The following is a 23,680-nucleotide window of genomic DNA, read 5'->3' on the forward strand; positions in this document are numbered from 1 at the left end:
CTGCGGCGTTCGGCGGTTACCTTATTGTTCTATCACTCAGTCATTCCATCACTCCGTCGCTCTATGCTGTTGGATTCCAAAATTCCCGAAGGCTCCCTCGCCGAAAAATGGGACAAGCACAAGTTTAACGTCAAGCTCGTGAACCCCGCCAACAAGCGGAAATACGACGTAATTGTGGTCGGCACGGGCCTGGCCGGCGGCGCTGCCGCCGCCTCGCTGGCCGAGCTGGGCTACAACGTTAAAGCCTTCACGTACCACGATTCGCCCCGCCGCGCGCACTCCATCGCCGCACAGGGTGGCATCAATGCCGCTAAGAACTACCAGAACGACGGCGACTCCGTGTTCCGTTTGTTCTACGATACCATCAAGGGCGGCGACTACCGCGCCCGCGAAGCCAACGTGTACCGCCTGGCCCAGGTATCGGTCAACATCATCGACCAGTGCGTAGCCCAAGGCGTGCCCTTCGCCCGCGAATACGGCGGCCTGCTGGCCAACCGCTCCTTCGGTGGTGCCCAGGTGAGCCGAACCTTCTACGCCCGGGGCCAGACCGGACAGCAGCTGCTGCTGGGAGCCTACTCAGCCCTGAGCCGCCAGATTGCCTACGGCAAGGTGAAGATGTACACCCGCTCGGAAATGCTCGACGTGGTGATTGTGGACGGGCAGGCGCGCGGCATCGTGACGCGTAACCTGGTGACCGGCGAGATTGAAACCCACGCCGCCCACGCGGTGGTACTGGCCACTGGCGGCTACGGCAACGTGTTCTACCTGAGCACTAATGCCAAGTATTGCAACGTGACGGCCGCCTGGCGTGCCCACAAAAAAGGCGCATTCTTCGCCAACCCCTGCTTTACCCAGATTCACCCCACCTGCATCCCCGTGAGCGGCGACTATCAGTCGAAGCTTACGCTGATGTCGGAATCGCTCCGCAACGACGGCCGCGTGTGGGTGCCCAAAACGGTGGAAATGGCTGAGCGCGTGCGCAAAGGCCAGGTGAAACCTCAGGACATTGCCGAGGATGACCGCGACTACTTCTTGGAGCGCAAGTATCCCGCTTTCGGCAACCTGGTGCCGCGCGACGTGGCTTCGCGCAACGCCAAGATGATGTGCGACGAGAACCGTGGCGTGGGCAGCACCGGCCTGGCCGTGTACCTCGATTTCTCCGATATCATCAAGCGCACGGGCGCTGAAGCGGTGAGCCAGAAGTACGGCAACCTCTTCGACATGTACGCCAAAATCACCGACGAGAATCCGTATGAGATGCCCATGCGCATCTACCCGGCGGTGCACTACACTATGGGCGGCCTGTGGGTTGACTACAACCTGCAAACCACCGTGCCCGGCCTGTACGCCACCGGCGAGTGCAACTTCTCGGACCACGGAGCCAACCGCCTCGGTGCTTCGGCCCTGATGCAGGGCCTGGCCGATGGCTACTTCGTAATCCCTTACACCATTGGTGATTACCTGGCCCAAACGCCGCCCAAGCCGGTGGATACCAGCCACCCCGCTTTCGCCGAATCGAAAGCCTACGTGCAGGCCCGCACCGAGCAGCTACTAGGCATCAAAGGCAACCGCACGCCCGACGAATTCCATAAGGCGCTGGGCCACATCATGTGGGAATACTGCGGCATGGCCCGTACGGCCGAAGGCTTGCGCCACGCCAAAGCTGAGATTCAGAAGCTCAAAAAAGGCTTCTGGAGCGACGTGAAAGTGGTAGGCACGGGCGAAGAAATGAACCAGGCGCTGGAGAAAGCCGGCCGCGTAGCCGACTTCATCGAACTGGGCGAGCTGATGGTGGACGACGCGCTGAACCGCAACGAAAGCTGCGGTGGCCACTTCCGCGAGGAATACCAGACCCCCGAGGGCGAGGCCCTGCGCGACGACGAAAACTACGCCTACGTGGCAGCCTGGGAGTATCAGGGCGACAACCAGCCCGAGAAGCTCAACAAGGAAGAGCTTGTATTTGAAAACGTGAAGCTGACCCAGCGCAGCTACAAATAAATTTGATTTTTAGTAGTCAGTATTGGGTAGCCAGTAGTCAGTCCGTTTCGCCTGACGAATTATCCATCCGACTACTGACTACCCAATACTGACTACTAGAAAAAAGATGGCCGGTTCCAACCCCAACGCTAAACCGATGAACCTGACCCTGAAAGTGTGGCGGCAGCCCAACCGCCAGGCTCAGGGGAATATTGTGGAGTACCACGTGAAAGACATTTCGCCCGATATGTCGTTCCTGGAAATGCTCGACGTGCTGAACGAGGACCTGCTGCACGCCGGCCAGGACCCGGTGGCCTTCGACCACGACTGCCGCGAAGGCATCTGCGGCTCGTGCGACTTGTTCATCAACGGCCGCTCGCACGGCCCCGAGAAGGGCACCACCACCTGCCAGCTGCATATGCGCAAGTTCTCGGATGGCGACACCATCACCATCGAGCCCTGGCGCGCCGCATCGTTCCCCGTAAATAAAGACCTGAGCGTAGACCGCTCGGCGTTCGACCGCATCATTCAGGCCGGCGGCTACGTGAGCGTGAACACCGGCGGCGCACCCGACGGCAACGAGATTCCGATTCCGAAGGAGATTTCCGACCGCGCTTTCGAGGCGGCTACCTGCATCGGCTGCGGTGCCTGCGTGGCGGCTTGCAAGAATGCTTCGGCGATGCTGTTCGTATCGGCCAAGGTTTCGCAGCTTTCGTTGCTGCCGCAAGGTCATGTGGAGCGCAAAACCCGCGTCGAAAACATGGTGGCGCAGATGGACAAGGAAGGCTTTGGGGCCTGCACCAACATCGGCTCGTGCGCGGCCGAGTGCCCGGTGGGCATCTCGCTGGAGAACATTGCTATCCTGAACCGCGAGTTCCTGGCGGCCAAGGCTACGTCGAATAATCTGGCTTAAGTCAGTCGAAACGTTAGACGCAAAAGGCCCCGGCAGTAGCTACTGCCGGGGCTTTCTATTTAATGTCGGGTGCGGGGCTTGCCCCCTACTCTGTTAAGCTGTTACGGCATCCAGCGCTTTCATATCCTCGGCCGAAAGGTGGATATCGGCCGTTTTCATGTTCTCTTCCAAGTGGTTCACTTTGGACGTGCCGGGGATGAGCAGGATGTTGGGCGAGTGGTGCAGGAGCCAGCTCAGGGCAATTTGCTGGGGTTTCACGCCATGTTTGGCAGAAATCTGGTCCAGCGCTTTGAGGGCATCGGCGTTGCCGCCGCCCAGCGGGAACCACGGAATGAAGGCGATATTTTGCTCGCGGGTGTAGGTGAGCTCGGCTTCCCACTTGCGGTTTTCGACACTGTACATGTTCTGCACCGACACGATGGGCACGAATTCCTGGGCCTTTTTGATGTCAGCCACGCTTACTTCGGACAGGCCGATGTGCTTGATGCGACCGTCCTGCTGGGCTTTTTGCAGGAATTCCAGGGTATCCTCGAAGGGCACATTAGGGTCGATGCGGTGGAGTTGGTAGAGGTCGATTTGCTCGACTTTCAGGCGTTTGAGGCTGCCGTTGAGGGCTTCTTCGAGGTGTTTGGGGCTGGCATCAATGGGCCACTGGTTGGGGCCGGTGCGGAGCAGGCCGCCTTTGGTGGCGATAACGAGGCCTTTGGCATAGGGGTGCAGGGCTTCGGCAATCAGCTCTTCCGACACGTTAGGGCCGTAGCTGTCGGCGGTATCGATGAAGTTGACGCCCAATTCCACGGCCCGCTTCAGCACGCGGATGGATTCGTCGTGGTCGGCGGGCGGGCCCCAGATGCCTTCGCCGGTGATGCGCATGGCCCCGTAGCCGAGTCGATTGACGGTGAGGTCGCCGCCGATGGTGAAGGTGGTGGGGTAAGTGGTGGGGTAAGTGGTGGCAGTGGTTTTATCGGACATGAGAATTGACATTGAATGAAATACCCCGGCGCAGGTAGTGGCGGGGCGCTTTGTAAGACGATTGAGGAACCGAATTGTTTGAAGAGAGCTGTAGCGCAGACTTTGTAGTCCGCGTTTTCGGACGATATTATCAGGCGCGGACTACAAAGTCCGCGCTACTTTTACCGCCGTGCCCCTGCTTCCCCCCGACCGTCGCCTACCGCTGCTTTACGCTATTATTCTGGTCGATGTGATTGTGGGGGCGGCGGTGGGGCCCGTGCTGCCGGAGTTTGTGCGAGGGCTGCGGCAGCCGCAGCTGTGGCTGAGCGTGGGCACGGGCGTATTTTTGGGAGTGCAGCTGTTTTCAGCCCCGCTGCTGGGGCGGCTGAGCGATGGGTATGGGCGGCGGCCCATCTTCATCATTTCGGCAGTTGGTACGCTGCTGGCCAATGCATTGCTGCTGCCGGTGCGGGCGGGCCTGTACTTCGTGAACCGCGTTTCCGACGGCCTCACCAATGGCATGTACGCCACGGTGCGCTCGGCCATTACCGACATTTCACCGCCCGGGCGGCTCTTTCGTAACCTCGGCATTGAGGGCGCGATTATCTCGCTGGGCTTCGTGCTGGGGCCGATGGCATCGGGCTTGATGCTGACCTTTTTGCAGGTACCGCCGGCCCAGCAGGCCACTTACGTGGTGCGGCTGGCCGTGGCCCTGGCCGCCCTCAACATCGGGCTGAGTTTGTGGCTGCCCGAAACCCACGCCGGGCGCGGGGGAGTGCGCGGAGCCGAGCTACGCGCCGAGTTGGCCCGTAGCGTCAACCCGCTCACGCTCTGGGCGCGGCTGCGCGAGAAGAACGTGCAGAACCCCGGCGTGCGGCGCATTGTGCTCACGCAGGTGGCCCTCACGCTCAGCACGGGGTATTATTTCTACTTTGTGGCCTTTGCCAGCCTAGGGCCGCTGCGCCTCGATGCACGGCAGATTTCCTATTTTTTCATGTATTTCGGGGCGCTGAGCGTGGGGCTTAACTACGTGTTCTACGGCTATTTTGCCGACCGCATCAACCAGCGCCGGGCCATTGTGTGGCTGGCCGCGCTGGGCGCACCGGTACTGGCCGGCTACGGCCTGATGGGCACCTCGAAAGTGGCCCTCTACGTGCTGGTGACGCTGGACTGCCTCACACTCTCGCTCATCCAGGGCTTGCTGGAGGGGCGGCTGGCCCGCCGCACTACGGAGGCCGACCGGGGTGAAATCTTTGGACTGAATCAGGCCTTTCAGTCATTGGCCAGCTTCGGCACGGCACTGGTATTTGGGGGGCTGTCGGTGCTCGATTTGCGGCTGCCGTGGGCGTGGTTTGCGCTGTGCCTGGCGGCGGTAGCAGGGTTGGCAGCTACGGACCGGGATGCCAAAAGCCCCGCGTAAGGCGTGAGTTATTTGCCGGTGCGGGGCGCGGCTTTTTTAGCTGGGGCTTTGGACGCAGCTTTCGCGGCTGGTTTGGCGGTGGGCTTGGGGGCCGCCTTCACTGCTTTGGCATTGGACCGGGTAGTGGGTTTGGCCGCCGGGGTAGCGGCTTTATTTTTGGCAATGGCCTTGCTTCTGGCAATGGCTTTCGATTTAGCCGCAGCATCTGAATCGGGTTCTGCGGTAGTGACCGCTACACGCTTGGAGGCCGGGACAGCGGGTTTCTTAGCGACGGGCCTGGAGGCAGCAGTGGGCTTGCGCCGGGCCGGGCGCGCGGCCGATGCTCGAAAAAGGCTGCGCAACTCGTTGTAAACCTCTACCATCACCTGCTCGCGCTGGGTCCGGCTCATCCCGCTGAGGGGCGTGCGCGGTCCGTTCATGGACTGGAGCTGGCTCAGCGGCGAATCCTGAAACGCGCCCTCGCAGGGCCGCACAATGATGGTGAGCAGGGTGGCCCCCTCGCGGTCGGCCGCCTTCAGCAACGGGGGCAATTCTTCGGCGTGAATAAAGTCGGAGGCCAGAAAATCGGCACTCACCAGGAAAATACCGACCCGCGCCATGGCCATCTGCTGGTGAATGCGGTCGCGCCACCGCTCGCCCTTGCGGATTTTCTGGTCGCTCCAGATTTCCAGGTTCTGGTCGCGGACCAGTGGTTTGAGGTGGGTATTCAGCAGGTTCAGCCATTGGCTATCGGCGTGGCTGTAGCTGATAAAAACGCTGGTGCGGGCAGATGCTGGCATGGGACGAAAGTACCCACAAGGGACTGCATAAACTAGCCGCGCCGGGGCCGGGCCGCGCAACCTCTGCCCCACCCAAGAGGTTAAGCAGCATATTTGCACCTCGTCTTACCGCGCCTCCCCTTGATTACCATCCTTGCCGGCACCAACCGGCCCCACTCGCGCGCCCGCCGCATTGCCGACTACTACCGCGCCCTGCTCACGGAGCTGGGGGCCGACAGCCACATTCTGGACCTGGCCGAGCTGCCTGTCGACTTCATTACCACGGCGCTCTACGCCAACGTGGGCACGCACCCGGAGTTCAACCGCCTGGCCACCATGCTCGATGCGAGTGATAAGGTCGTCATTGTGGTGCCCGAGTACAATGCGTCGTTTCCCGGCGTGCTGAAGGCGTTTATCGACGGCCTCACCTACCCCGGCGGCATTCAGGGCAAAAAGGTGGCGCTGGTGGGCCTGAGTAGCGGTGGCCAGGGCGGCCTGCTGGCTATGGCCCACCTCACCGATGTGCTGATGTACCTCGGCACCACGGTACTGCCCCAGCGCGTGCGCCTGCCCTTCATCAACCAAGATTTGAACGCAGAGCACGGCCTGAACCACGACCTGTCGCGGCAGCTGCTGCGCGAGCAGGCGGCGGCGCTGCTGGCGTTTTAGTATCGGGGCTTTTAAAGAATCGCCTGTCATCCTGAGCGCAGCGAAGGACCTTATTACGTTAGAACAGCTGGCAGTAATTCAACTGTTGCGAACGTGATAAGGTCCTTCGCTGCGCTCAGGATGACAGGCGTTTTCTAGTCCTCCAACACCGCCTGCCGCGCCAGCACCCGCCGGAACACCACCCGCAGCACGAAGTACAGCACCGCCACCAGCGGCACCATGGCTACGGCCCATAGCAGCAGCGCGCCCAACTCAGCCCGCCACAATAATTTACCTACCGCTTCCCAACCTTCGTGGTCGATGAGCTGGCGCAGGCTGGCTACCGTGAGGTGGGCCACTTTATCGCCCTGGCCCATGATTATGGCCCCGGCGCGTAGGAAAGGAATGAGCAGCGCCAGCTGAAAAAACGTCATCAGGTGGGTGGCCAGCTGCATGGCGGCCACGTTGAGGCGCAGGCGCAGGGCCACGGCGGCGCTCAGTATGGTGGTGATGCCGAGGGCGGGAATCAGCCCGATGGCTACGCCCAGGCCTACGGTGAGGGCTAGTTTTTCGGGCGATAGGCCGGTTTTGAGCAGGTCCAGCAGCGGGTCGGCCACGCGGCGGCGCAGCCAGGAGCGCGGCGGCAGCGGGGCGGGCGGGACTAGCGGCGGCAATTGGGTTTCAGAAGGCGACATACAGAAAAATAACGGGGCCGAAAGCCGGGCCACACGGCAGCCCGTACCTTCGTTGGGGGCCTGCTTCTTACGGCTACGGCCCGAAATGTTGCGCCCCGGGTATTGTATGACAAAGTTAGATTCCCCGGCCGAGTTGCCGGGTCCGTGGTGGCGCGAGCTGCCCATCTTGCTGCACCGCGCCGGCCGCGAGCTGGGCCAGAACGACCCGCTGCGGCTGGGCGCGGCCACGGCGTTTTTCACCTCGTTTGCCCTGCCGCCCATCCTCATCATTCTGGTACAGTTGCTGAGCTCGCTCTACCCCTCGTCCATCGTGCGGGTGATGCTGCTGGGCAAGGTCAGCAACCTGGTGGGGGCCCCGGCGGCGGGGCTGGTTTCGCAGATTGTGATGAACGTGGCCGACCCCAGCCGCAGCCGGCTGGTGACGGTGGTGGGCTTCGCGTTTCTGCTCTTTGTGGCCACCACGCTGTTCACCATCATCCAGCATTCGCTCAATCAGCTCTGGCAAATCCGACCCAAGCGCGGCACCGGCAAGGTGTCGCAGGCCGTGCACGAGCGGGTGCGCTCGGGCGGCGTGCTGCTGGCCACGGCGGTGCTTACCCTGCTGGCCTTCGGGGCTGATGCCGCCCTGAGCTTGTTTGCCGAAAGCATCCGCGACTTCGATGCCACCTTCGCCTATTTCATCGTTCGCGGGCTGAATGCCGTCATTGCCTGGCTGATTCTGGCGGCCTGGTTCGGCGTCACTTTCCGCACGCTGAGTTTGGCCAAAGTGCCGTGGCGGGCGGTCACGCGCGGGGCGGCGCTCACGGCCCTGCTCATCAGCCTGGGCGAAGTGGTGCTGGGACAATTACTGGTCGCGCGGGATTTGGGACCAGTCTACGGCCCGGCATCCAGCCTGGTACTGGTGCTGCTGTTCGTGTTCTATTGCGCCATGATATTCTACTTCGGGGCGGCGTTCACGAAGGCCTACGCCCACCGGATTGGGCTGGACATCCGACCCAAGAAATCGGCCGTGCGCTACCGGCTGGTGAACGTGGAGGAGTAGCGGGGCGGGCCGACGGGTTTATTGCCGATGCAGTTTACATTAGCTCCCGGCGCGGCCAGCTTACTGCCAATGTAAGTTACATCGGTGCCCGGCGCTGCCAATCCACTGCCGATGTAAGTTGCATTAGCACCCGGCACCGCAGGCTGGGAGTCGATGTATCTTACATTGATGCTTGGCTCGGCGTACCGGGTACTAATGTAAGTTTCATGCGGTAGGGTGCGGGGCTTGCCCCCGCCCGCCGTTGAACGGGCTCGTTGCATAGGCGCGCGGGCGGGGGCAAGCCCCGCACCCTACGATACCACAGCCTGCGCCGTCAGGGGAAGCAAGCCGTACCTTTGTCCCGTGCAAACTCCTGATACCTCCGCCGCTGCCGGTGCCTCATCGGCCCAGCCCACCGCCAAGCCCAACCTCCAATTCGCCGATTTCGGCCTCTCCCCCGCCCTGCTGGCCGGCGTGGCCGAGCTGAATTTCACCCAGCCCACCCCCGTGCAGCAGCTGGTGCTGGCCCCCGCCCTCGAAGGGCAGGACGTGGCCGGGCAGGCCCCCACCGGCTCGGGCAAAACCGCCGCCTACGGCCTGGCCGTGTTGCAGCAGGTCGATGTGACCTCGGCCACCATGCAGGCCCTGGTGCTGGTGCCCGCCCGCGAGCTGGTGATGCAGGTGCGCGACGCCCTCCAGCGCCTCGGCAAGCACGTCCCGAACCTGCGCGTGGCCGGCTACTACGGCGGCCACGCCATGCGCGAAGAAGTGAAAGGCCTCCAGCAAATGCCCCACATCGTGGTGGCCACCCCCGGCCGCATGCTCGACCACCTGGAGCGCCGCACCATCGTGCCCAACCGCCTGAAAGTGCTGGTGCTGGACGAAGCCGACAAGCTGCTGGAGCTGGGTTTTCAGGAAGAAATGGCTACCATCATCAGCCGCCTGCCGCAGCGCCGGCAGACGCTGCTGTTCTCCGCCACCATGCCCGATAAGGTGCTGAACCTCGTGCGCGAGTACCTCACCCGGCCCCGCGTGATGAACGTGGGCGGCTCCAACGCCACCACCCTGCCCGAGAGCCTGGTGCTGCGCGGCCACGTAGTGAGCGCCGCCGACCAGAAGCCCGCCGCCCTCTACCACCTCATCAGCCAGCCCACCGCCGGCCGCTCCCTCGTCTTCGCCAATACCCGCGACCGGGTGGAAGAATTGACCCGCTTCCTGCGCGGCCGGGGCCTGGCCGCCGAGGCCCTGCACGGCAAAATGCTTCAGCCCGAGCGCGACAAAAGCATGATGAAGCTGCGCAACGGCTCGGCCACCGTGCTGGTAGCAACTGACGTGGCCGCCCGGGGCCTCGACGTGAACGAGCTCGACACCGTGGTGCAGTTCGACCCGCCCCACGAAACCGACACCTTCCAGCACCGCGCCGGCCGCACCGCCCGCGCCGGGGCCGTGGGCACTGCCCACCTCATCGTAACCTCCCACGAGCAGCAGAAAATCCAGCAGTGGCCCACCGCCAGAGGCGTGCAATGGGCGGCCCTGCGCCCGCCCGCCCTCCCCGATGCCCTGCCCAAAGCCCCGCGCCCCAGCACCGTCACCCTCCACGTATCGGCCGGCAAGAGCGAGAAAATCAGCCGGGGCGACCTGGCCGGAGCCTTTGTGAGCGTGGGCGGCCTGGAGCGCGACGCCGTGGGCCGCATTGAGGTATTCGACCACCACAGCTTCGTGGCCGTGCCCGAGGCGCTGGCCGAAGAAGTGCTGGCCCGCATGCAGGGCGCGAAGGTGAAAGGCAAGAAAGTGAAAGTGGCGCTGATTCGGTAGTAGCACACTCTCTGAACGATGCCCGGAACGTCATGCTGAGCGTAGCCGAAGCATCTCTACCGCAGTAGTAATCCTTTCGATTGGATTGCGTTGTGCGGTAGAGATGCTTTGGCTGCGCTCAGCATGACGTTTTTTTTACCCTTATTATCCAACTGCCCCCCATGCGCCTCCTTTTCATCTGCAGCCAGAACAAGTGGCGCAGCCTCACCGCCGAGCGGCTTTTTGACGACCACCCGCACCACGAGGCCCGCTCGGCCGGCACCGAGCCGGGGGCTAGGGTGCGCGTGGCGGCCGGCCACCTGGGCTGGGCCGAAATCATCTTCGTGATGGAGCGCCGCCACGCCGACCGCCTGCGGGAGAAATTCGCGGCCGAGCTGGCGGGCAAGACCGTAGTCACGTTGCGCATTCCCGATAAATACCCGTTTCAGCACCCCACGCTGGTGGCGCTGCTGCGCGAGAAGCTGGCGGCGCATTTGCCGTTACTTTAGTAGCCACATTATCTACCCTCTATGCTGCAACGACTATTACTGCTGCTGGCCGCCGCGCCACTTTTCACTCTCCAAACCCACGCCCAAGTATATGAGCCGGGCCTGCTGGTGCGCGCCAACGGCGACACGCTACGGGGTGAAATCGAGAACGGGTTCTGGGTCGAGCCGCCCGCCTCCATCCGGTTTAGGCCCGGCCCCACAGCCGCCATTGAGACGCTGAAACCCCGGCAGTTGCGGGCCGTGCTGCTCACCAACGGCCGGTACTTCCGCTACGAGGGCCTGCCCATCAACCACGCCGACGTAACGGAACTGGCACGATTGCCACACGGCTACGCCACCAATGTGCAGGTTGATTCGCTACTGGCCGAGGTACTGGTGGAGGGACCGATGACGCTGTTCCGGGTGGTACGCCCCGGTAGCCTGCACTTGCTGCTGCACCGCGCAGGCCAGCCCGTAGTGGACCTGTGCGAACGTCAATACCTGCGGCACGCCCCCAACGGCGGCTGGGAAGTCACGGATGGTAATAATTACCGCAATCAACTGGCCTTGTACTTGGCCGATTGCCCGGAGGCAAGCCAAGCGGCAAAGTCGGCGGCGTTTACACCGGCCGGGCTGGTGGCCGTTGTGCAGCGCTACAATCAGGCCTGCGGCCCGGCCCGGCAAGCGGGCCGCTCGTGGCTGGCGGTGGCCGCGCCCCGCCGCCGGGTGTCGGTGCAAGGCGGCGCACTGGCCGGGGTGCGCTACAATCACTCAGAAAACAGCAACGTCAATCTCGCTGACTGTACCGACTGCGAAGCCCGGCCCTTCGGTGGGCTGTATGCCGAGGTACTGCTGCCCAGCCGGCGAACCGCTGTGTACGGCGAACTAAATCTGGGGAATTTTCGCAACCAGCTTTCGCAGTTTGTGACGGTTGTAAACACTATTCCTGACCCGCGCTGTGCGGGCTGCACCCGCACAGAATTAGCCGTTGTCGCCGCCACCTACCATTACCAGGCCCTGATGAGCACGGCCCGCATCGGTGTGCGCTACTTTGTCTGGCTACCGCACGAGCAGCAATTGTTGTTTGGCCTGAGCTACGAGCTGAATTCGCTGTGGAACGTGCGGGGCAATTTCCAGCCAGGTCCCGATTTTACGCTCCGTGACGAGGACTTAGTTTACCATTCCGTCCCACTGTTGCCCGCCCTCACGGCCGGCTGGCGCTGGAACCGCGTGAGCGTGGCCGCCGATGTTCACTCGTGGTTCGTTATTGGTGGGCTGTTCGTGGTGCGGGGCAGCCTGGCTTACCGCCTGAGCCGGAACCACGACCAGCCAGCGCCCCAAACCCACCAGCCCTGAGCCAACCTCCCGGCCCGGCGGCCGTACCAACGGCCATGCCCTATCTGATTTCCCTGGCCGTTTTGGCGGCCATTATCTACGCGTTTTACCAATACGCCACCGCCGATTCGCGCCGCCGTACGGCCGCGCTGGCCCAAGACTTTCCCGCCGCCTGGCGGCAGATTTTATCCGAACAGGTGGCCTTCTATCTGGCCCTGACGGATGATGAAAAAGTTCGGTTCGAGAAGCAAACGCAGGTGTTCCTGGCCAGTACCCGCATCACCGGCGTGCAAACGGAAGTGGATGATACCACGCGCCTGCTGGTAGCGGCTTCGGCGCTTATTCCGGTATTCGGCTTCCCCGATTGGGAGTACCGCAACCTGGGCGAAGTCCTCATCGTGCCCGATGCCTGGCAGCTGGACAACGACCCCACCAAAGAAGTAAAACCCTTGCAGGGCACGCTGCTGGGTTCGGTGCAGGGCTTCCAGAATCAGCACTATATGCGTCTCTCGAAAGCCTCCCTGGAGCAAGGCTTCCGCGACGCGGTGGACCGCCAGAACGTGGGCATCCACGAATTTGCGCACCTGCTGGACGAGGCCGATGGCGTGATTGACGGCCTGCCCAAAGCCGCCCTGCCGCCCACGCTGCTCCAATCCTGGACGGCGGTGATGCAGCGCGAAATCGCGGCCATTCAGGCCGGCAAGTCGGAAATCAACCCCTACGCCGCCACCAACGAGGCCGAGTTTTTCGCCGTGGTCACCGAATACTTTTTCGAGAAGCCCGAGAAGCTCCAGGAGCATCACCCCGAGCTGTACGAGCTGCTCAACCAGGCCTTCCGCCAGAACCCCAAAAACCGTTTCCTCCGCTTCGCCACCGACCCGCGCGAGTGGCTGAAAACCCTGCGCAGCCGCCGCAAATTCGGCCGCAACGCACCCTGCCCCTGCGGCAGCGGCCGGAAGTACAAGGACTGCCATTTGGCCGCTCAAACGGTGTAGGTTTTGGCGCTGGTGTTGGCCTGATGGGTCGTCATGCTGAGCGCAGCCGAAGCATCTCTACCGCGTAACTAATCCTTTCGATTGGATTACCATTGCGGTAGAGATGCTTCGGCTGCGCTCAGCATGACGACCTACTTCAGGTGTGACCGCGCTACTTGCTCCCCTGCTGCAACACCCAGTCGCGCACCGTAGTGAGCAGCACCGGGGCAACCACGGGGTCAACCGTTCCATCATCGGCGACAATGAGTTCGGCGGTGGGGGTTTGAAACCAATGATTGAGGCCCGGCAGCCGGCGTGAGCTGACGCGCTTATTGCCTTTGAGGCCTTTTTCCAGCGCCGTCAGGTTGGTGGCGGCATTCACCTCGGCATCGTCGGTACCGTTGAGCAGCAGCACCGGGCACTGCACATCGGCAAGGCTGGCCTGGGGGTCAAATTTGAGATAGTAGCGGTACCAGGGCGTGAGCAGGTCGGTGGCGCGGGCGCGGGCCAGGGCGGGGTCCTGGTCGGGGTAGCGCTGGCGCAGCATGTTCACCACAATGGCCTGGGCTTGGTCGTTGCTGGCCGTCTGGCGCACAATTTCCAGCATAGTCCGCCGGAATTTGAGGGTCGCTTCCGCCTGCTTGCGCGCCTCGCTTTTGATTTTGAGCCGCTGCTGCGCCACGTAGGTTTCTACCTGCGCCGAGTTGGAGCCGCTGGTCCGGAGCTTAGCGGCTTTGGCCAAGACCTCGGCCCAGGCCTGGCGGCGGGCTGCGCCGATGCGGGCCGTGTCGGCGGTGCTCAGCGGCTCGGCCTGGCTGGCCAGCAGGTCCAACCCTACCAAGCCAGACGCGGCCATCGCCACCACAAAGCCGGGCGGCACGGGCTGGGCCGCCGCCAGCAGGGCCACGTTACCGCCCTCGCCGTGCCCGATGAGGCCGGTACGGGCCGGGTCGATGCTCGGCCGGACGCGCAGGTAGTTGAGGCCGGCCAGGGCATCGCGCACCAGGTCGGCGGTGGTGGCCAGGGTGCCGTTGCCGCCGCTCTGGCCCACGCCCCGGTCGTCGAGCCGCAGCACGGCAATGCCCTGACGGGCCAGCGTGGCGGCGATATCGGCAAAAAATCGGTAGCTGCCCTGCCGGGAGTCGCGGTCCTGGCTGCCCATATCGGACAAGAGCACTGCGGCCGGAAACGGCCCGGCCCCGTCCGGAATGCTGAGGGTGCCGGCCAGGGCCACGTTGCCGGGCTGGCTGGTCAGGCTCACGGTTTCGATGTGGTAGGTAGTGGCTTTCACGGCCACGGTTTTTTCCGTGCTCGCCGGGCCGGCACCGTTGGCGGCGGCCCGTTGCAGCACCAGCGGCACCCGCAGGCCGGGCTGCGACCACACGCCGCGTAGTTCCTGGCCCGCCTCACCAGCCTGGGTGCACACAAAGCGGCAGTCCACGGTGGCGGCGTAGAAGATGAGCGTATCGCCCCGCAGCGTGAGCGAGGCCGGCACTTTATTCAGGCGCTTGGCAGGCAGGTCGAGCGTGGCAATCAGCTTATTAGCGCCCGGCTGGATGATGCTGATTTGGACGGGCAATGTCCCACCGGGAATAGACAGCGGCCCTTTCCAAACTCCGGTCAGGCTGGGCTTGCCAACCACTGCTGCCGTCGCATGTTGGGCCGCCGAGTCGGGGCGGGTGGGCGTGCTGGTTTGCCCCAGCACCGCCGCCGGCCACAGTCCCATCCCAACTATCAACTTTCCCGCGTTGCGGAGAAACATCCTTGTCATATCAATTTTAAACAACCTCCTAGCCGCATCGGCTGCGGTTTTTTGGCCCCTTGCGAGAACAATAGAGCCGCGCCTGCGGCAAGTTAGGGCAGCAGCACGCGGTCAATCACGTGCACCACGCCGTTGGTACATTGCACATCGGGAATCACCATGTTGGCGGGCGTCGTAATGCCCCGCGACTTTACTGTCAGGACACCGTTTGTGAAGGTTCCGAGTTGCAGCGAACCCGTACCAAAGCTAGTTACGGAGGTGCCATCCGGCAGTTCCGGCGTGAATTTATCACCCAGGCTACCAGCCAGTACATGGTTTGCCAGAATGCCCGTCAGCGCGGCTACTTGGGTGGCATTCATGTTGTTGATGGCATCTACGCTTGGAATACCGGCATCGATAAACGCTTGGTCGGTAGGCGCAAACACAGTGTACGGGCCGGCCGCCGACAGCAGCCCGGCCAAGTTGCACTTCACCACGGCCGCCACCAGAAACGTCAACTCGGGCTTCACAAATACCTGCGCTGTTTGCAGCGCAATGGCCGATTGCACCACGTTGCCGCCCGTGGCCAGTAATACCTTATCAATAGGATGAATCAGGCCATTGGCCGCCTTCACATCAGTACCCAGAATTTTGGAACCGTTGACATACAGCGTGCCATCGGCCCGCCGGATGATACGCCTGGTGGGCGTCACCGGCTGAATTGCCGGGGTGGTTGCAGTAGCAGGAATGAGTTTGGTCGTGAACACCCCTGGCGACGGGCTGCTGCCCGGCGTTAGCGCGCTGCCCGGCAATAGGCCACTGAAGACATGATAATAAAGCGTGTTTTGTAAAAACGACTGTTGCAACGCCCCCAAATCCTGGGCCGTGTTGAGGCCTAGGCGGCTGAAAGCGGCATTGGTTGGCGCAAAAACAGTGAAGTTTCCGCCGCTGGCGGGGTCGGTGTTTTTGTTGCCGAGCAGCACGGCCACGTTGCCGCGAATAGCCGCATCTTCCAACTCCTGAAAATCGGGATTGGTGACGGCAATATTCGTGATGGACGGTTCAACTTCTTTGTTTTTGGCGCAGCTATTCACAGCCAAAAGGCCCAAGGCCAGCAACCCGGCTTTAATGGGAAAATATTTTTTCATCGGGCAAATTATTGTTTTTATCGTGCTGACAAGTGCGTTCAACTCAAATCGCTGAATATAAACGATTTTATAAAGCCATCGGATTGCGCTAAGGTAAATCCGCTCCCCCAAACTCACCCGTAGATTGCGTCAAAATAGACTGATTAAGCCGTTTTTGTTTGGCTGTTTCCAATCAGTCTGCTCCTTATAGTAATTCCTTATTTGTTGCTTTTATGCAAAATCTCTCCACCCTGTTTTGTAGTGCTCTTCTAGTTGCTGGCGTTGCCACCACCGCGCAGGCTCAGAGTCTGGTGAGCGGTTTCATGGCGGGCAAGGGCCACGGCTCAGTGGTGGTGTCAGGCACGGCCGAGCGCTACGACGATGTGTACCTGGCCCCCGAAAAAGTCTCCGGCGTGCCTATTTTTCAGGAGGTGCGCGTTAATTCTCTCAACCTGTACGGCACCTACGGCCTCTCCGACAAGATTGACGCCGTTATAAGCCTGCCCTACATCCAGTCGAAAGGCCGGGCACCGGGCGCGGTGATTGATAACCTGAACTCCTACTACTCCACGCAGGGCTATACCAACGTGCGCCAGGGCCTGCAGGACCTCACCGCGCTGTTCAAGTTCAAGTCCTACAGCCGCGAAATCGGCAGCAGCATTCTGGATTTGTTGGGCGTGGTCAGCTTCAGCACCCCGGTCAGCGACTACCAGACCAACACCGGCTACGGCTACATCATCGCCATCGGCAACCGGGCCACCAAGTACACGGCCGCCGGCGTGGCGCATCTCAAAACCAGCTCGGGGGTGTTTGCCACGGGCCAGGTAGGCTACAGCCTGCGCACCGGCCCCGTGCCCGATGCCCTCGTGGGCGAGGTCAAATTGGGCTACGCCGGCCCCAAAGTATACCTGGAAGGCAACGCTTCATTTCAGGAGTCCAACGGCGGCACCGACATTGCCGCCCAGAATTTCACTGGCTTTTTCCCCTCCACGCGCGTCAACTACATCCGTCTGGGAGCCAGCGCCTACCGGCCCATCACCAACGGCTTTGGCCTGACGCTGGGGGCCAGCACCTACGTGGCCGGCCGCAACATTGGCAAATCCACGGGCTACTCGGCCGGCATCACGTATAACTTCTAATTCGTTAGCCGTCTTTGTTTTAAGCAAACGAGAAAGCGCCCCCAAAACCGGAAGTCATCCGGTTTTGGGGGCGCTTTCTCGTTTGCTTGGTTAATAATTCGACTCGGCCGAAGGCAGGTCAATCAGAATAAACTGGGCATCTTTTGCGGCGCGGATTTGCACCACGTCGTCATCGGTCATGCGGGCCTGGTCGTTGGGGCCGAGTTCCGTGCCATTCACGAAAATGGTGCCCTGCTTCACGTAAATGAAGGTGAGGCGGATGGGGAAAGTTTTAAATTCAATCTCCTCGTCCTCGTCCAAGTTAGCCCAGTAAATGGTGCTGTTGGAATTCATGTATACCACGTCTTCCAGCACTTTCTGGCCGGTCACGAGGGGCACCAGCTTGTTTTTATTGCCGCTGGTGAAGCCCAGGTCCTTCTGCTCATAGCTGGGGGCCAGGCCCTTCTGGCCAGGAATAAACCACAGCTGGTACAGGTGCAGGGGCTTGTCCTGGCGGTTGAACTCGGAATGGGCCAGGCCGGTGCCGGCAGTCATGCGCTGTACCTCGCCGGCTTTAATGGTCGTTTTGTTGCCCATCGTGTCCTGGTGCGTGATTTCGCCATCCAGCACCAGCGTCACGATTTCCATTTCGGAGTGCGGGTGCTGCGGGAAGCCCGACTGGGCGGCCACATTATCGTCGTTGAACACGCGCAACGGCCCGAAGTGCATGTTGGTGCGGTCAAAATAATCGGCAAACGAAAACAGGAAGTAGCTGCTGAGCCAAGCGGCGGGAGCAGCGTGATGGCGGTCGGCGGCGGAAATGTATTTGAGCATAGCTTGGGAGCGAGAGGATATGGCGTGCCTCCCATACGCGCAGGCCGGGCCGGAAGTTGGCCCCATACCACACAGCAAAGCCCTTCCGGGATACGGAAGGGCTTGCGGTATTTCCAACTAAGCAGCGCGGCGCTAGGCTTTTCTCAGCAGAGCCACTTGCTGTTGCAGGTCGAGCACGAGGCTGGCCACGCGCTCCAGCGAGAGCTCAGCAATTGGGAATGTGCTGCTGATGTAGCTTTTGGCTTCCCATATTTCGAGCACGTCGTCGGCCTTCACGTCGTAGGGCGAGAAATTCGGGTTGTCGGAATGCAGCACGAACATGGCCCCGGAGCGCATTTTATTGAAGACGCGCTTGAACACAATGCCGTCGCGGGAGCTCACCACGATGCAAGGTGTACCGTCTTTGATGTTGGCCCACTCTTCCACGTAGCGGCCCACGATGACGGTGCCGCTGGCAATGGGCAGCATCGAATCGCCGGCGATTTCAAAGGCGCGGTAGGTGCCCGTTTGCGAGAGCATGGGCAGACGGAACTTGGGCAGAACCTCCAGGTATTCGCGGTCGGCATAGCCATTGAGGTAACCGGCAGCGGCTTTCTGGGGCACCAGCTCGATGTTCTCGTTCTGGTCTTTGTCCACGGTGAAGGCCAGCACGCGGAGCTTGCCGCCGGCGGCCGGCGTGGGCGGCTCGGGGTTGTCGTCGGCATCGGCCCCGGGCGCGTTGGGGTCAGGCGCGGGCAGGGAGCCGATGATTTTGGTGTTCTTCTTCTTGCTGAAATCGGTGGTCACGAGCTGGTCGAGCGTGATGCCGAACAGGCGGGCCATGTTGACCAGGGTGGCAAGGCGGGGCTCGGCGCGGCCCTCTTCGTAGGCACCCACCAGGGAACGTTTGATGCCGAGCTTCTCGGCCATCTGGGCCTGCGTGAGGGCGAGCTCGCGCCGGCAAAATTTGAGGTTGGTATTAATCATCGGTGGGGGCAGCAGCCGGGAGTGGCGTTGGATTTAACGCAGATTCGGCTGGTGAAGTTAGCAACGCAAGCGCGAAGTTACTAATTCACTTAGCTAATAAATTTCTGCCCACCACTTTAGCGTTGAGCAATTTGTCTTTCTACCCACCATTCGTCGTTTTTCCAGAAATTATTCCAACCCACGCGGGCATATTTGGGGTTGATGTGAGAATCCCGCTCGCCGATTTCGAAGCGCGTGAGTACCTCGTGCGTCACGGCAATTCCCTGTTTCCAGACCACGGGCGTGGTTTCGCTGCCCGGCCCGTCGGCCCAGCTGCCTTCAAACAACAGGCCGCCGTTGCGGGTGGCAGGATTAGCGGTATTTGTCATCAGCACGGCTCGGCGGCTGGGTGTGAGCTGAAAGTCGAGCGCAATGCGGCCCGTAAACTGGCCGCCCAGCCCGTGGCGGCTGGTGGCCTGCAGCGCAAAACCGCCCGTGGCGCAATACGTTGGCGCGGCCGACTCCTCATAATCAGGCGCAATCACTTTCATACCTGCCGGCAGGCGCTGTACCTGTTGCAATTCGACGCTGCCCCGAAAGGGCGTCACGTCGCCGTAGCAGCGAAACTTGCCGGCCACGAGGTAGCGGCCAGGGCTTTTGCCATCGGCCTGCACGGTGGTGAACACGAATTCCAGCCGCCGCCCATCGTAGCCGAAACAGCCGTTGAGCACGTCTTCGGTGCCGGCCTGGGGCTGGTGCTGCCATAGTTTCCCTAAGTTGGTGCGGGCCAGCAGGGCGGTGCGGGTGGCGTTGGTGAGCACCGCGCCGGGGGCAGCCAGCGGGGCAGCTGGGCTGGCAGTTGGCCCCGAAAAGCTGGGCAAGTGTTGGGGTTGGGGCGCAGCGAAGAGCAGCGCAGGCGCTGTGAGAAGCAGAAAGTACCGCATACAACCGAAAGAGAAGGGTTTTTAAGGCCAGCTATATTGCTAGATGGCGCTTATGCTTTCCCAACGGTGATGGTGGCTGGTTTAGTATTAGAGGTTGAGCTTTGGCTTGGGCGAGTCGGCCCACCATTCCTCATTCTCCCACAGTTCATTCCAGCCCAGCTTAGCGTATTTAGGGTTGATTTCTCCGCCCCGGTCGCCGATGGCGAAGTCTTTGTACACTTCGGGAGCAGCTGCGAAGAAATCGGTCGAAATGACAAATTTCTTCACCTGCTTGGTCGAACGGTTCAGCCGGTTTCCACGCACAAGTAAACCACTGCCCCGGGTGGGCATGCTTTCGTCGATACCCATCACGGCCGTTACGTAGTCCACTTTTTTCGACTTGGCCAAGGTATAGAAATCGAGTATGGCTTCTCCTTCAAAAAGGCCACTATTATCACTATTTTCCTCGGTTAGTTGGAGTTGAGCACGCGCCGTATACGTTTGGGCTGCTGCCGTATCTAGCAATTCACTGCCCGCTCCGGCGATGAAAAAATATCCCCGCGGCAAGTCCTGCACCTGCCGCATGGTTAGGGTACCGGCAAATTTTCGGACGTTTTTCCGGTAATGGCATTTCCCTTGAACATGGTAGATGGCTGGATGCTGCTCATCGCGCCGCACTTGACTAAAAACCAATGCAAAACGGTAGTGGTCAGGGCCAAAAAAACCTTCCAAAGCTGGATTTCCCTGCTTATCCTTCGTATCGCCCTGCCAAAGGTTGGCTAAGTTGTACTGGCTCACCAAGCGGCGCATAGGGGCCGTCAACGTATCTGAAGCCGCGAATAATGAAGGCAATGATGGTTGGGCCGTCATCGCCGCAACATCTGCGGCCGCAGGGGCTCCTTTGGCTGCTTGCGGAACTGTTGCGGCCTGCGCAACCGGCGCTTTCTGATGACATGCCGGGGCGGACACCGCTAATACAAGCATCCAAATCAGATTTTTCATGCCGCCAATTTACGCCGCAGGTCCGGCATGAACTCCTGCAGAAAATACCGTCCTAAGCCTGCCTCCAATAGGATTTCAATCACAACTAAATTACCTACCCACGAGAGCCACGTCACCGTCAGATACGTCTCAATCGGCTTGGTTTCGAACACGTAGTACATGATGTAGCTCTCGCCGCGCAGGGCCAGGGCGGCCAGGGTCACGGCGTAGGAGCGCAGCATCCAATCCACATGCAGGCTCCACTGGCGCTGGCGGGCGGCACGGTAGGCGCGCCAGGTGCACAGCCACCACACGAGGCATTGCAGCGTGAAACCGACCTGCGCGGCCAGCCCGCCATTTGCAAAGTGCGCCAGAATGAGGCCCGACGGGGCCGCCAGCGCCAGAATGCCGATGATGTAAAACTTGCCCAGCTGCCGGTGCAGCCCCGGCCCGCGCCGCGCCAGCACCGGCAGAAACTGCATCAGCCCCGCCACCAGCACCAGCAGACTGGTGGTGATGTGCACATAGAAACCCAGCCGAAACACGGGGCTGTCGTTGGTTTCGTCGCTCTTGGTGGTGAGGAAATGGATGCCCTTCTCGAAGGTATAGTAGGGCAGCGTTTTGGTGAGCATCAGGCCCGCGAAGGCAGCGATGACGAGGGCCGCGAGGGCCGCGAGGGCGAGCAAGAGTTTTCGGGCCATGAAGCGCGGCAGTTTCGAACGGGAACCTGCAAATAAAGAGGCCCGCCGTGGGTAACGGCGGGCCTCTTTATTTTATTGGCTTCTACTGACCCCGAAGGCGCTTGTGGTAGAGCGCGGCCATGCGCAGCTGGAAGTAGTCGTACTTCTCGCGCAGGTGGTCGAACAGGTCGCGGAGCGTAGGGTCGCCGCCGAGCTGGGCGCGGGCGGAGAAGATTTCGGCCAGTTCGGCATCGCTCACGAAGTCGTGGATGCGCAACTCGCGGCCTTTGGCGTAGGCGTTGTAGAGGTGGGTTTTGACGGTGCTCAGGGCCAAGCCGCGGCGCTCGGAAATGTCCTCGGGCGTGAGGCCCATCTGGTGGAACTGTATGGTGGCGTCCTCGGAGTCGCTCACGGGCTTGTCGGCTTTTTCGGCGGCCGTCAGGCGGGGGCGCGGCTCGCTGAACATATTGTCCGAATCGGATGGCATGGCCCCGCCGCCTTCTTCCAGAATAAGACGGATGAAGGCCTCGCCGTAGGTTTCGAATTTCTTCATGCCCACGCCCGAGATACCCAGCATGCCCACGCGGCTCACAGGCCGCTCGGCGGCCATTTCCTGGAGCGTGGCATCGGAGAACACCACGTAGGGCGGCACGCCCTGCTCATCGGCAATATGCTTGCGGAGCTTGCGGAGCTTGTCGAACAGCTGAGCTTCGGGCGTGCCGAAGGCGGCTGCGGCAGTGGCATTGGCGGCTTTTTTGCCGGCGCGGGTGGGCTTCTCGGCCTTCTCGCTGGGCTGGAATTTCTTGAGCGGCAGCGTCAGCTCGCCTTTCAGCACCTGGTGGCCGCGCTCGGTGATTTTCAGAGCGTAGCCTTCCTCGTAGGCGATATAGAACAGGCCGTCGTTCAGCATCTGGTGGACGTAGCTGTACCAGTCGAGGTAGGGCAAATCCGAGCCCGCGCCGTATGTTTTAATCTGGTCGTAGCCGCCTTGCAGCACGGCTTGGTTGCGCATGCCGCGCAGGATATCAATTAGCAGATTAATAGCAACTTTCTCCCGGCTGCGGAATACGGCGGAGAGGGCTTTTTGGGCAATGAGCGTGCCGTCGAAAGTCGTGGGCGGGTTGCGGCAGATGTCGCAGTTGCCGCAGTCCTGCGGCAGATTTTCGGAGAAGTAGTTGAGCAGGATTTTGCGGCGGCAGCTGGCGGCTTCGGCAAACTGCTGCATGCGCTCCAGCTTGGCGGTGTTGAGCTGGGCCTGACGCGCGGGCACGTCCTTGGTCACCATCTCGCGCATCTGCATCACATCGGCGAAGCTGTAGAACAGGATGGCGGTGCTGGGTGCGCCGTCGCGCCCGGCGCGGCCGATTTCCTGGTAGTAGCCTTCGATATTTTTCGGCAAATTATAGTGCATCACCCAGCGCACGTTGCTCTTGTCAATGCCCATGCCGAAGGCAATGGTGGCCACAATCACCTGAATATCATCCTGCAAAAAGGCCTCCTGGGCCTTGCCGCGCTGCAAAGGCGTGAGGCCGGCGTGGTAGTGCGCGGCCTTGATGCCCTTGGCGATGAGCTTGGCCGAAATGGTTTCGCAGGTTTTGCGCGAGAGGCAGTAGATGATGCCGGGGTCCTGCGGGTGCCGGGCGATGTAGTCGATGACCGAGCCCACGCGGTCCTGGCCGGGGCGCACGTTGAGGTTGATATTGGGCCGGTCGAAGCTGGAGAGGAACACTTTGGGCTCGTGCAGGTTGAGCTGGGTGATGATGTCGCGCTTCGTCAGCCGGTCGGCCGTGGCCGTGAGGGCGATGATGGGCGTGTTGGGGAAATGGTTCCGCAGCTGGCCCAGTTGGGTGTATTCGGGTCGGAAATCGTGGCCCCAGCTCGAAATACAGTGCGCTTCATCAATAGCAAACAGGCTGATATTAACCCGCGTCAGAAACTGCATAAAGCCGTCACTCAGTAGCTTCTCGGGCGACACGTAGAGCAGCTTAAGGTAGCCGCCGGTGGCGGCGCGGGCGATGTCGTTGGCCTCGCTCTGGCCCACGCTGCTGTTGATGTAGGCGGCGGCTATGCCGTTGGCTTTCAAGGCCTCTACCTGGTCCTTCATCAACGCAATCAGTGGCGAAACCACGATGCAGGTACCTTCCGAAACCACGGCCGGAATCTGGAAGCAGACCGACTTGCCGCCGCCGGTGGGCATAAGCACTACGGTGTCTTTGCCGGCCAGGATGTGCTGGATGATGTCGCCCTGCATGGGGCGGAAATTGTCGTAGCCGTAGTACCGTTTCAGGGCCTGTTGAGCGGCGGGCAGCAGGTTGGGTGGGGCGGTAGTTAAGGTATCAGACATAATGCGGGAGGAA

Annotated in this window: 21 protein-coding genes; 10 read left to right on the forward strand and 11 right to left on the reverse strand. The window is 61.5% G+C overall.

Annotated elements, in window-relative coordinates; translation table 11 throughout:
• Positions 1-63: 63 nt before the first annotated feature.
• Positions 64-1,998 carry a fumarate reductase/succinate dehydrogenase flavoprotein subunit gene (locus ACYU70_RS07205; protein ID WP_342296730.1) on the forward strand — a complete coding sequence of 645 codons (1,935 nt, stop codon included), beginning with the start codon at positions 64-66 and terminating at the stop codon, positions 1,996-1,998.
• 136 nt (positions 1,999-2,134) lie between these two features.
• Positions 2,135-2,890 carry a succinate dehydrogenase/fumarate reductase iron-sulfur subunit gene (locus ACYU70_RS07210; RefSeq protein ID WP_342296732.1) on the forward strand — a complete coding sequence of 252 codons (756 nt, stop codon included), beginning with the start codon at positions 2,135-2,137 and terminating at the stop codon, positions 2,888-2,890.
• Positions 2,891-2,983: 93 nt separating this feature from the next.
• On the opposite strand, the gene ACYU70_RS07215 is transcribed toward ACYU70_RS07210, so the two are convergent.
• On the reverse strand, positions 2,984-3,862 hold the full coding sequence (locus ACYU70_RS07215) for an aldo/keto reductase (protein WP_342296733.1): 879 nt from the start codon (positions 3,860-3,862) through the stop codon (positions 2,984-2,986).
• 169 nt (positions 3,863-4,031) lie between these two features.
• Here ACYU70_RS07215 and ACYU70_RS07220 point away from each other — a divergent pair, with 169 nt between their 5' ends.
• Positions 4,032-5,261, forward strand: a complete 1,230-nt coding sequence (locus ACYU70_RS07220; RefSeq protein ID WP_342296734.1) for an MFS transporter — start codon at positions 4,032-4,034, stop codon at positions 5,259-5,261.
• 8 nt (positions 5,262-5,269) lie between these two features.
• On the opposite strand, the gene ACYU70_RS07225 is transcribed toward ACYU70_RS07220, so the two are convergent.
• A complete protein-coding gene (locus ACYU70_RS07225; protein ID WP_342296735.1) occupies positions 5,270-6,040 on the reverse strand; it encodes a toll/interleukin-1 receptor domain-containing protein in 771 nt (256 codons plus the stop codon).
• Positions 6,041-6,160: 120 nt separating this feature from the next.
• Here ACYU70_RS07225 and ACYU70_RS07230 point away from each other — a divergent pair, with 120 nt between their 5' ends.
• Positions 6,161-6,688, forward strand: a complete 528-nt coding sequence (locus tag ACYU70_RS07230) for an NADPH-dependent FMN reductase (protein WP_342296736.1) — start codon at positions 6,161-6,163, stop codon at positions 6,686-6,688.
• A 134-nt stretch (positions 6,689-6,822) separates the two neighbouring features.
• On the opposite strand, the gene ACYU70_RS07235 is transcribed toward ACYU70_RS07230, so the two are convergent.
• Complete coding sequence (locus ACYU70_RS07235) at positions 6,823-7,362, reverse strand: DUF2062 domain-containing protein (RefSeq protein ID WP_342296738.1); 540 nt, start codon at positions 7,360-7,362, stop codon at positions 6,823-6,825.
• Between the two features lie 106 nt (positions 7,363-7,468).
• Between ACYU70_RS07235 and ACYU70_RS07240 the strand changes: the two genes are divergently transcribed.
• The 5 genes from ACYU70_RS07240 (at position 7,469) to ACYU70_RS07260 (ending at position 12,995) form a co-directional block, all read left to right on the forward strand.
• Positions 7,469-8,404: a YihY/virulence factor BrkB family protein gene (locus ACYU70_RS07240; RefSeq protein WP_342296739.1), complete on the forward strand. Its 936-nt coding sequence runs from the start codon at positions 7,469-7,471 to the stop codon at positions 8,402-8,404.
• A gap of 342 nt (positions 8,405-8,746) precedes the next feature.
• A complete protein-coding gene (locus tag ACYU70_RS07245; RefSeq protein ID WP_342296740.1) occupies positions 8,747-10,198 on the forward strand; it encodes a DEAD/DEAH box helicase in 1,452 nt (483 codons plus the stop codon).
• Between the two features lie 161 nt (positions 10,199-10,359).
• A complete protein-coding gene (locus ACYU70_RS07250) occupies positions 10,360-10,686 on the forward strand; it encodes a low molecular weight protein tyrosine phosphatase family protein (protein ID WP_342296741.1) in 327 nt (108 codons plus the stop codon).
• A 21-nt stretch (positions 10,687-10,707) separates the two neighbouring features.
• Positions 10,708-12,021, forward strand: a complete 1,314-nt coding sequence (locus ACYU70_RS07255) for a hypothetical protein (RefSeq protein WP_342296743.1) — start codon at positions 10,708-10,710, stop codon at positions 12,019-12,021.
• A 35-nt stretch (positions 12,022-12,056) separates the two neighbouring features.
• Positions 12,057-12,995: a zinc-dependent peptidase gene (locus tag ACYU70_RS07260; protein ID WP_342296745.1), complete on the forward strand. Its 939-nt coding sequence runs from the start codon at positions 12,057-12,059 to the stop codon at positions 12,993-12,995.
• 151 nt (positions 12,996-13,146) lie between these two features.
• Here the strand turns inward: ACYU70_RS07260 and ACYU70_RS07265 are convergent, their stop codons facing one another.
• The gene (locus ACYU70_RS07265) at positions 13,147-14,700 is read right to left on the reverse strand and encodes an alpha/beta hydrolase (RefSeq protein ID WP_460615952.1); all 1,554 of its coding nucleotides are present in this window, start codon (positions 14,698-14,700) and stop codon (positions 13,147-13,149) included.
• A 128-nt stretch (positions 14,701-14,828) separates the two neighbouring features.
• Complete coding sequence (locus ACYU70_RS07270; RefSeq protein ID WP_342296747.1) at positions 14,829-15,863, reverse strand: fasciclin domain-containing protein; 1,035 nt, start codon at positions 15,861-15,863, stop codon at positions 14,829-14,831.
• 212 nt (positions 15,864-16,075) lie between these two features.
• Between ACYU70_RS07270 and ACYU70_RS07275 the strand changes: the two genes are divergently transcribed.
• The gene (locus ACYU70_RS07275) at positions 16,076-16,981 is read left to right on the forward strand and encodes a hypothetical protein (RefSeq protein WP_342296748.1); all 906 of its coding nucleotides are present in this window, start codon (positions 16,076-16,078) and stop codon (positions 16,979-16,981) included.
• A gap of 90 nt (positions 16,982-17,071) precedes the next feature.
• Here ACYU70_RS07275 and ACYU70_RS07280 read toward each other — a convergent pair whose 3' ends face one another.
• From ACYU70_RS07280 to recQ, 6 genes are all read right to left on the reverse strand, one after another.
• Positions 17,072-17,794: a pirin family protein gene (locus ACYU70_RS07280; RefSeq protein WP_342296749.1), complete on the reverse strand. Its 723-nt coding sequence runs from the start codon at positions 17,792-17,794 to the stop codon at positions 17,072-17,074.
• A 132-nt stretch (positions 17,795-17,926) separates the two neighbouring features.
• Entirely contained in the window at positions 17,927-18,760 is an 834-nt protein-coding gene (locus ACYU70_RS07285) for a LexA family transcriptional regulator (protein ID WP_342296751.1), read from the reverse strand.
• Positions 18,761-18,876: 116 nt separating this feature from the next.
• Positions 18,877-19,683, reverse strand: a complete 807-nt coding sequence (locus ACYU70_RS07290; RefSeq protein WP_460615953.1) for a hypothetical protein — start codon at positions 19,681-19,683, stop codon at positions 18,877-18,879.
• 87 nt (positions 19,684-19,770) lie between these two features.
• Positions 19,771-20,664: a hypothetical protein gene (locus tag ACYU70_RS07295; RefSeq protein ID WP_342296753.1), complete on the reverse strand. Its 894-nt coding sequence runs from the start codon at positions 20,662-20,664 to the stop codon at positions 19,771-19,773.
• Positions 20,661-21,344 (reverse strand): DUF2306 domain-containing protein, encoded by a 684-nt coding sequence (locus ACYU70_RS07300; protein ID WP_342296754.1) that lies wholly within the window; start codon positions 21,342-21,344, stop codon positions 20,661-20,663. The genes ACYU70_RS07295 and ACYU70_RS07300 overlap by 4 nt, the downstream gene beginning before the upstream one ends.
• Before the next feature lie 82 nt (positions 21,345-21,426).
• On the reverse strand, positions 21,427-23,667 hold the full coding sequence (gene recQ, locus ACYU70_RS07305; RefSeq protein ID WP_460615954.1) for a RecQ family ATP-dependent DNA helicase: 2,241 nt from the start codon (positions 23,665-23,667) through the stop codon (positions 21,427-21,429).
• Positions 23,668-23,680: the final 13 nt, after the last annotated feature.

Source organism: Hymenobacter segetis (assembly GCF_054776495.1).

Excerpts from the sequence above, each read along its gene's own strand:
- ACYU70_RS07210 (WP_342296732.1), top strand. The coding sequence starts at position 2,135 with ATGAACCTGACCCTGAAAGTGTGGCGGCAGCCCAACCGCCAGGCTCAG.
- ACYU70_RS07290 (WP_460615953.1), bottom strand. The coding sequence starts at position 19,683 with ATGCGGTACTTTCTGCTTCTCACAGCGCCTGCGCTGCTCTTCGCTGCG.
- ACYU70_RS07265 (WP_460615952.1), bottom strand. The coding sequence starts at position 14,700 with ATGGGACTGTGGCCGGCGGCGGTGCTGGGGCAAACCAGCACGCCCACC.
- ACYU70_RS07235 (WP_342296738.1), bottom strand. The coding sequence starts at position 7,362 with ATGTCGCCTTCTGAAACCCAATTGCCGCCGCTAGTCCCGCCCGCCCCG.
- ACYU70_RS07240 (WP_342296739.1), top strand. The coding sequence starts at position 7,469 with ATGACAAAGTTAGATTCCCCGGCCGAGTTGCCGGGTCCGTGGTGGCGC.
- ACYU70_RS07255 (WP_342296743.1), top strand. The coding sequence starts at position 10,708 with ATGCTGCAACGACTATTACTGCTGCTGGCCGCCGCGCCACTTTTCACT.
- ACYU70_RS07250 (WP_342296741.1), top strand. The coding sequence starts at position 10,360 with ATGCGCCTCCTTTTCATCTGCAGCCAGAACAAGTGGCGCAGCCTCACC.
- ACYU70_RS07270 (WP_342296747.1), bottom strand. The coding sequence starts at position 15,863 with ATGAAAAAATATTTTCCCATTAAAGCCGGGTTGCTGGCCTTGGGCCTT.
- ACYU70_RS07300 (WP_342296754.1), bottom strand. The coding sequence starts at position 21,344 with ATGGCCCGAAAACTCTTGCTCGCCCTCGCGGCCCTCGCGGCCCTCGTC.
- recQ (WP_460615954.1), bottom strand. The coding sequence starts at position 23,667 with ATGTCTGATACCTTAACTACCGCCCCACCCAACCTGCTGCCCGCCGCT.
- ACYU70_RS07295 (WP_342296753.1), bottom strand. The coding sequence starts at position 20,664 with ATGAAAAATCTGATTTGGATGCTTGTATTAGCGGTGTCCGCCCCGGCA.
- ACYU70_RS07205 (WP_342296730.1), top strand. The coding sequence starts at position 64 with ATGCTGTTGGATTCCAAAATTCCCGAAGGCTCCCTCGCCGAAAAATGG.
- ACYU70_RS07275 (WP_342296748.1), top strand. The coding sequence starts at position 16,076 with ATGCAAAATCTCTCCACCCTGTTTTGTAGTGCTCTTCTAGTTGCTGGC.
- ACYU70_RS07285 (WP_342296751.1), bottom strand. The coding sequence starts at position 18,760 with ATGATTAATACCAACCTCAAATTTTGCCGGCGCGAGCTCGCCCTCACG.
- ACYU70_RS07225 (WP_342296735.1), bottom strand. The coding sequence starts at position 6,040 with ATGCCAGCATCTGCCCGCACCAGCGTTTTTATCAGCTACAGCCACGCC.
- ACYU70_RS07215 (WP_342296733.1), bottom strand. The coding sequence starts at position 3,862 with ATGTCCGATAAAACCACTGCCACCACTTACCCCACCACTTACCCCACC.
- ACYU70_RS07260 (WP_342296745.1), top strand. The coding sequence starts at position 12,057 with ATGCCCTATCTGATTTCCCTGGCCGTTTTGGCGGCCATTATCTACGCG.
- ACYU70_RS07280 (WP_342296749.1), bottom strand. The coding sequence starts at position 17,794 with ATGCTCAAATACATTTCCGCCGCCGACCGCCATCACGCTGCTCCCGCC.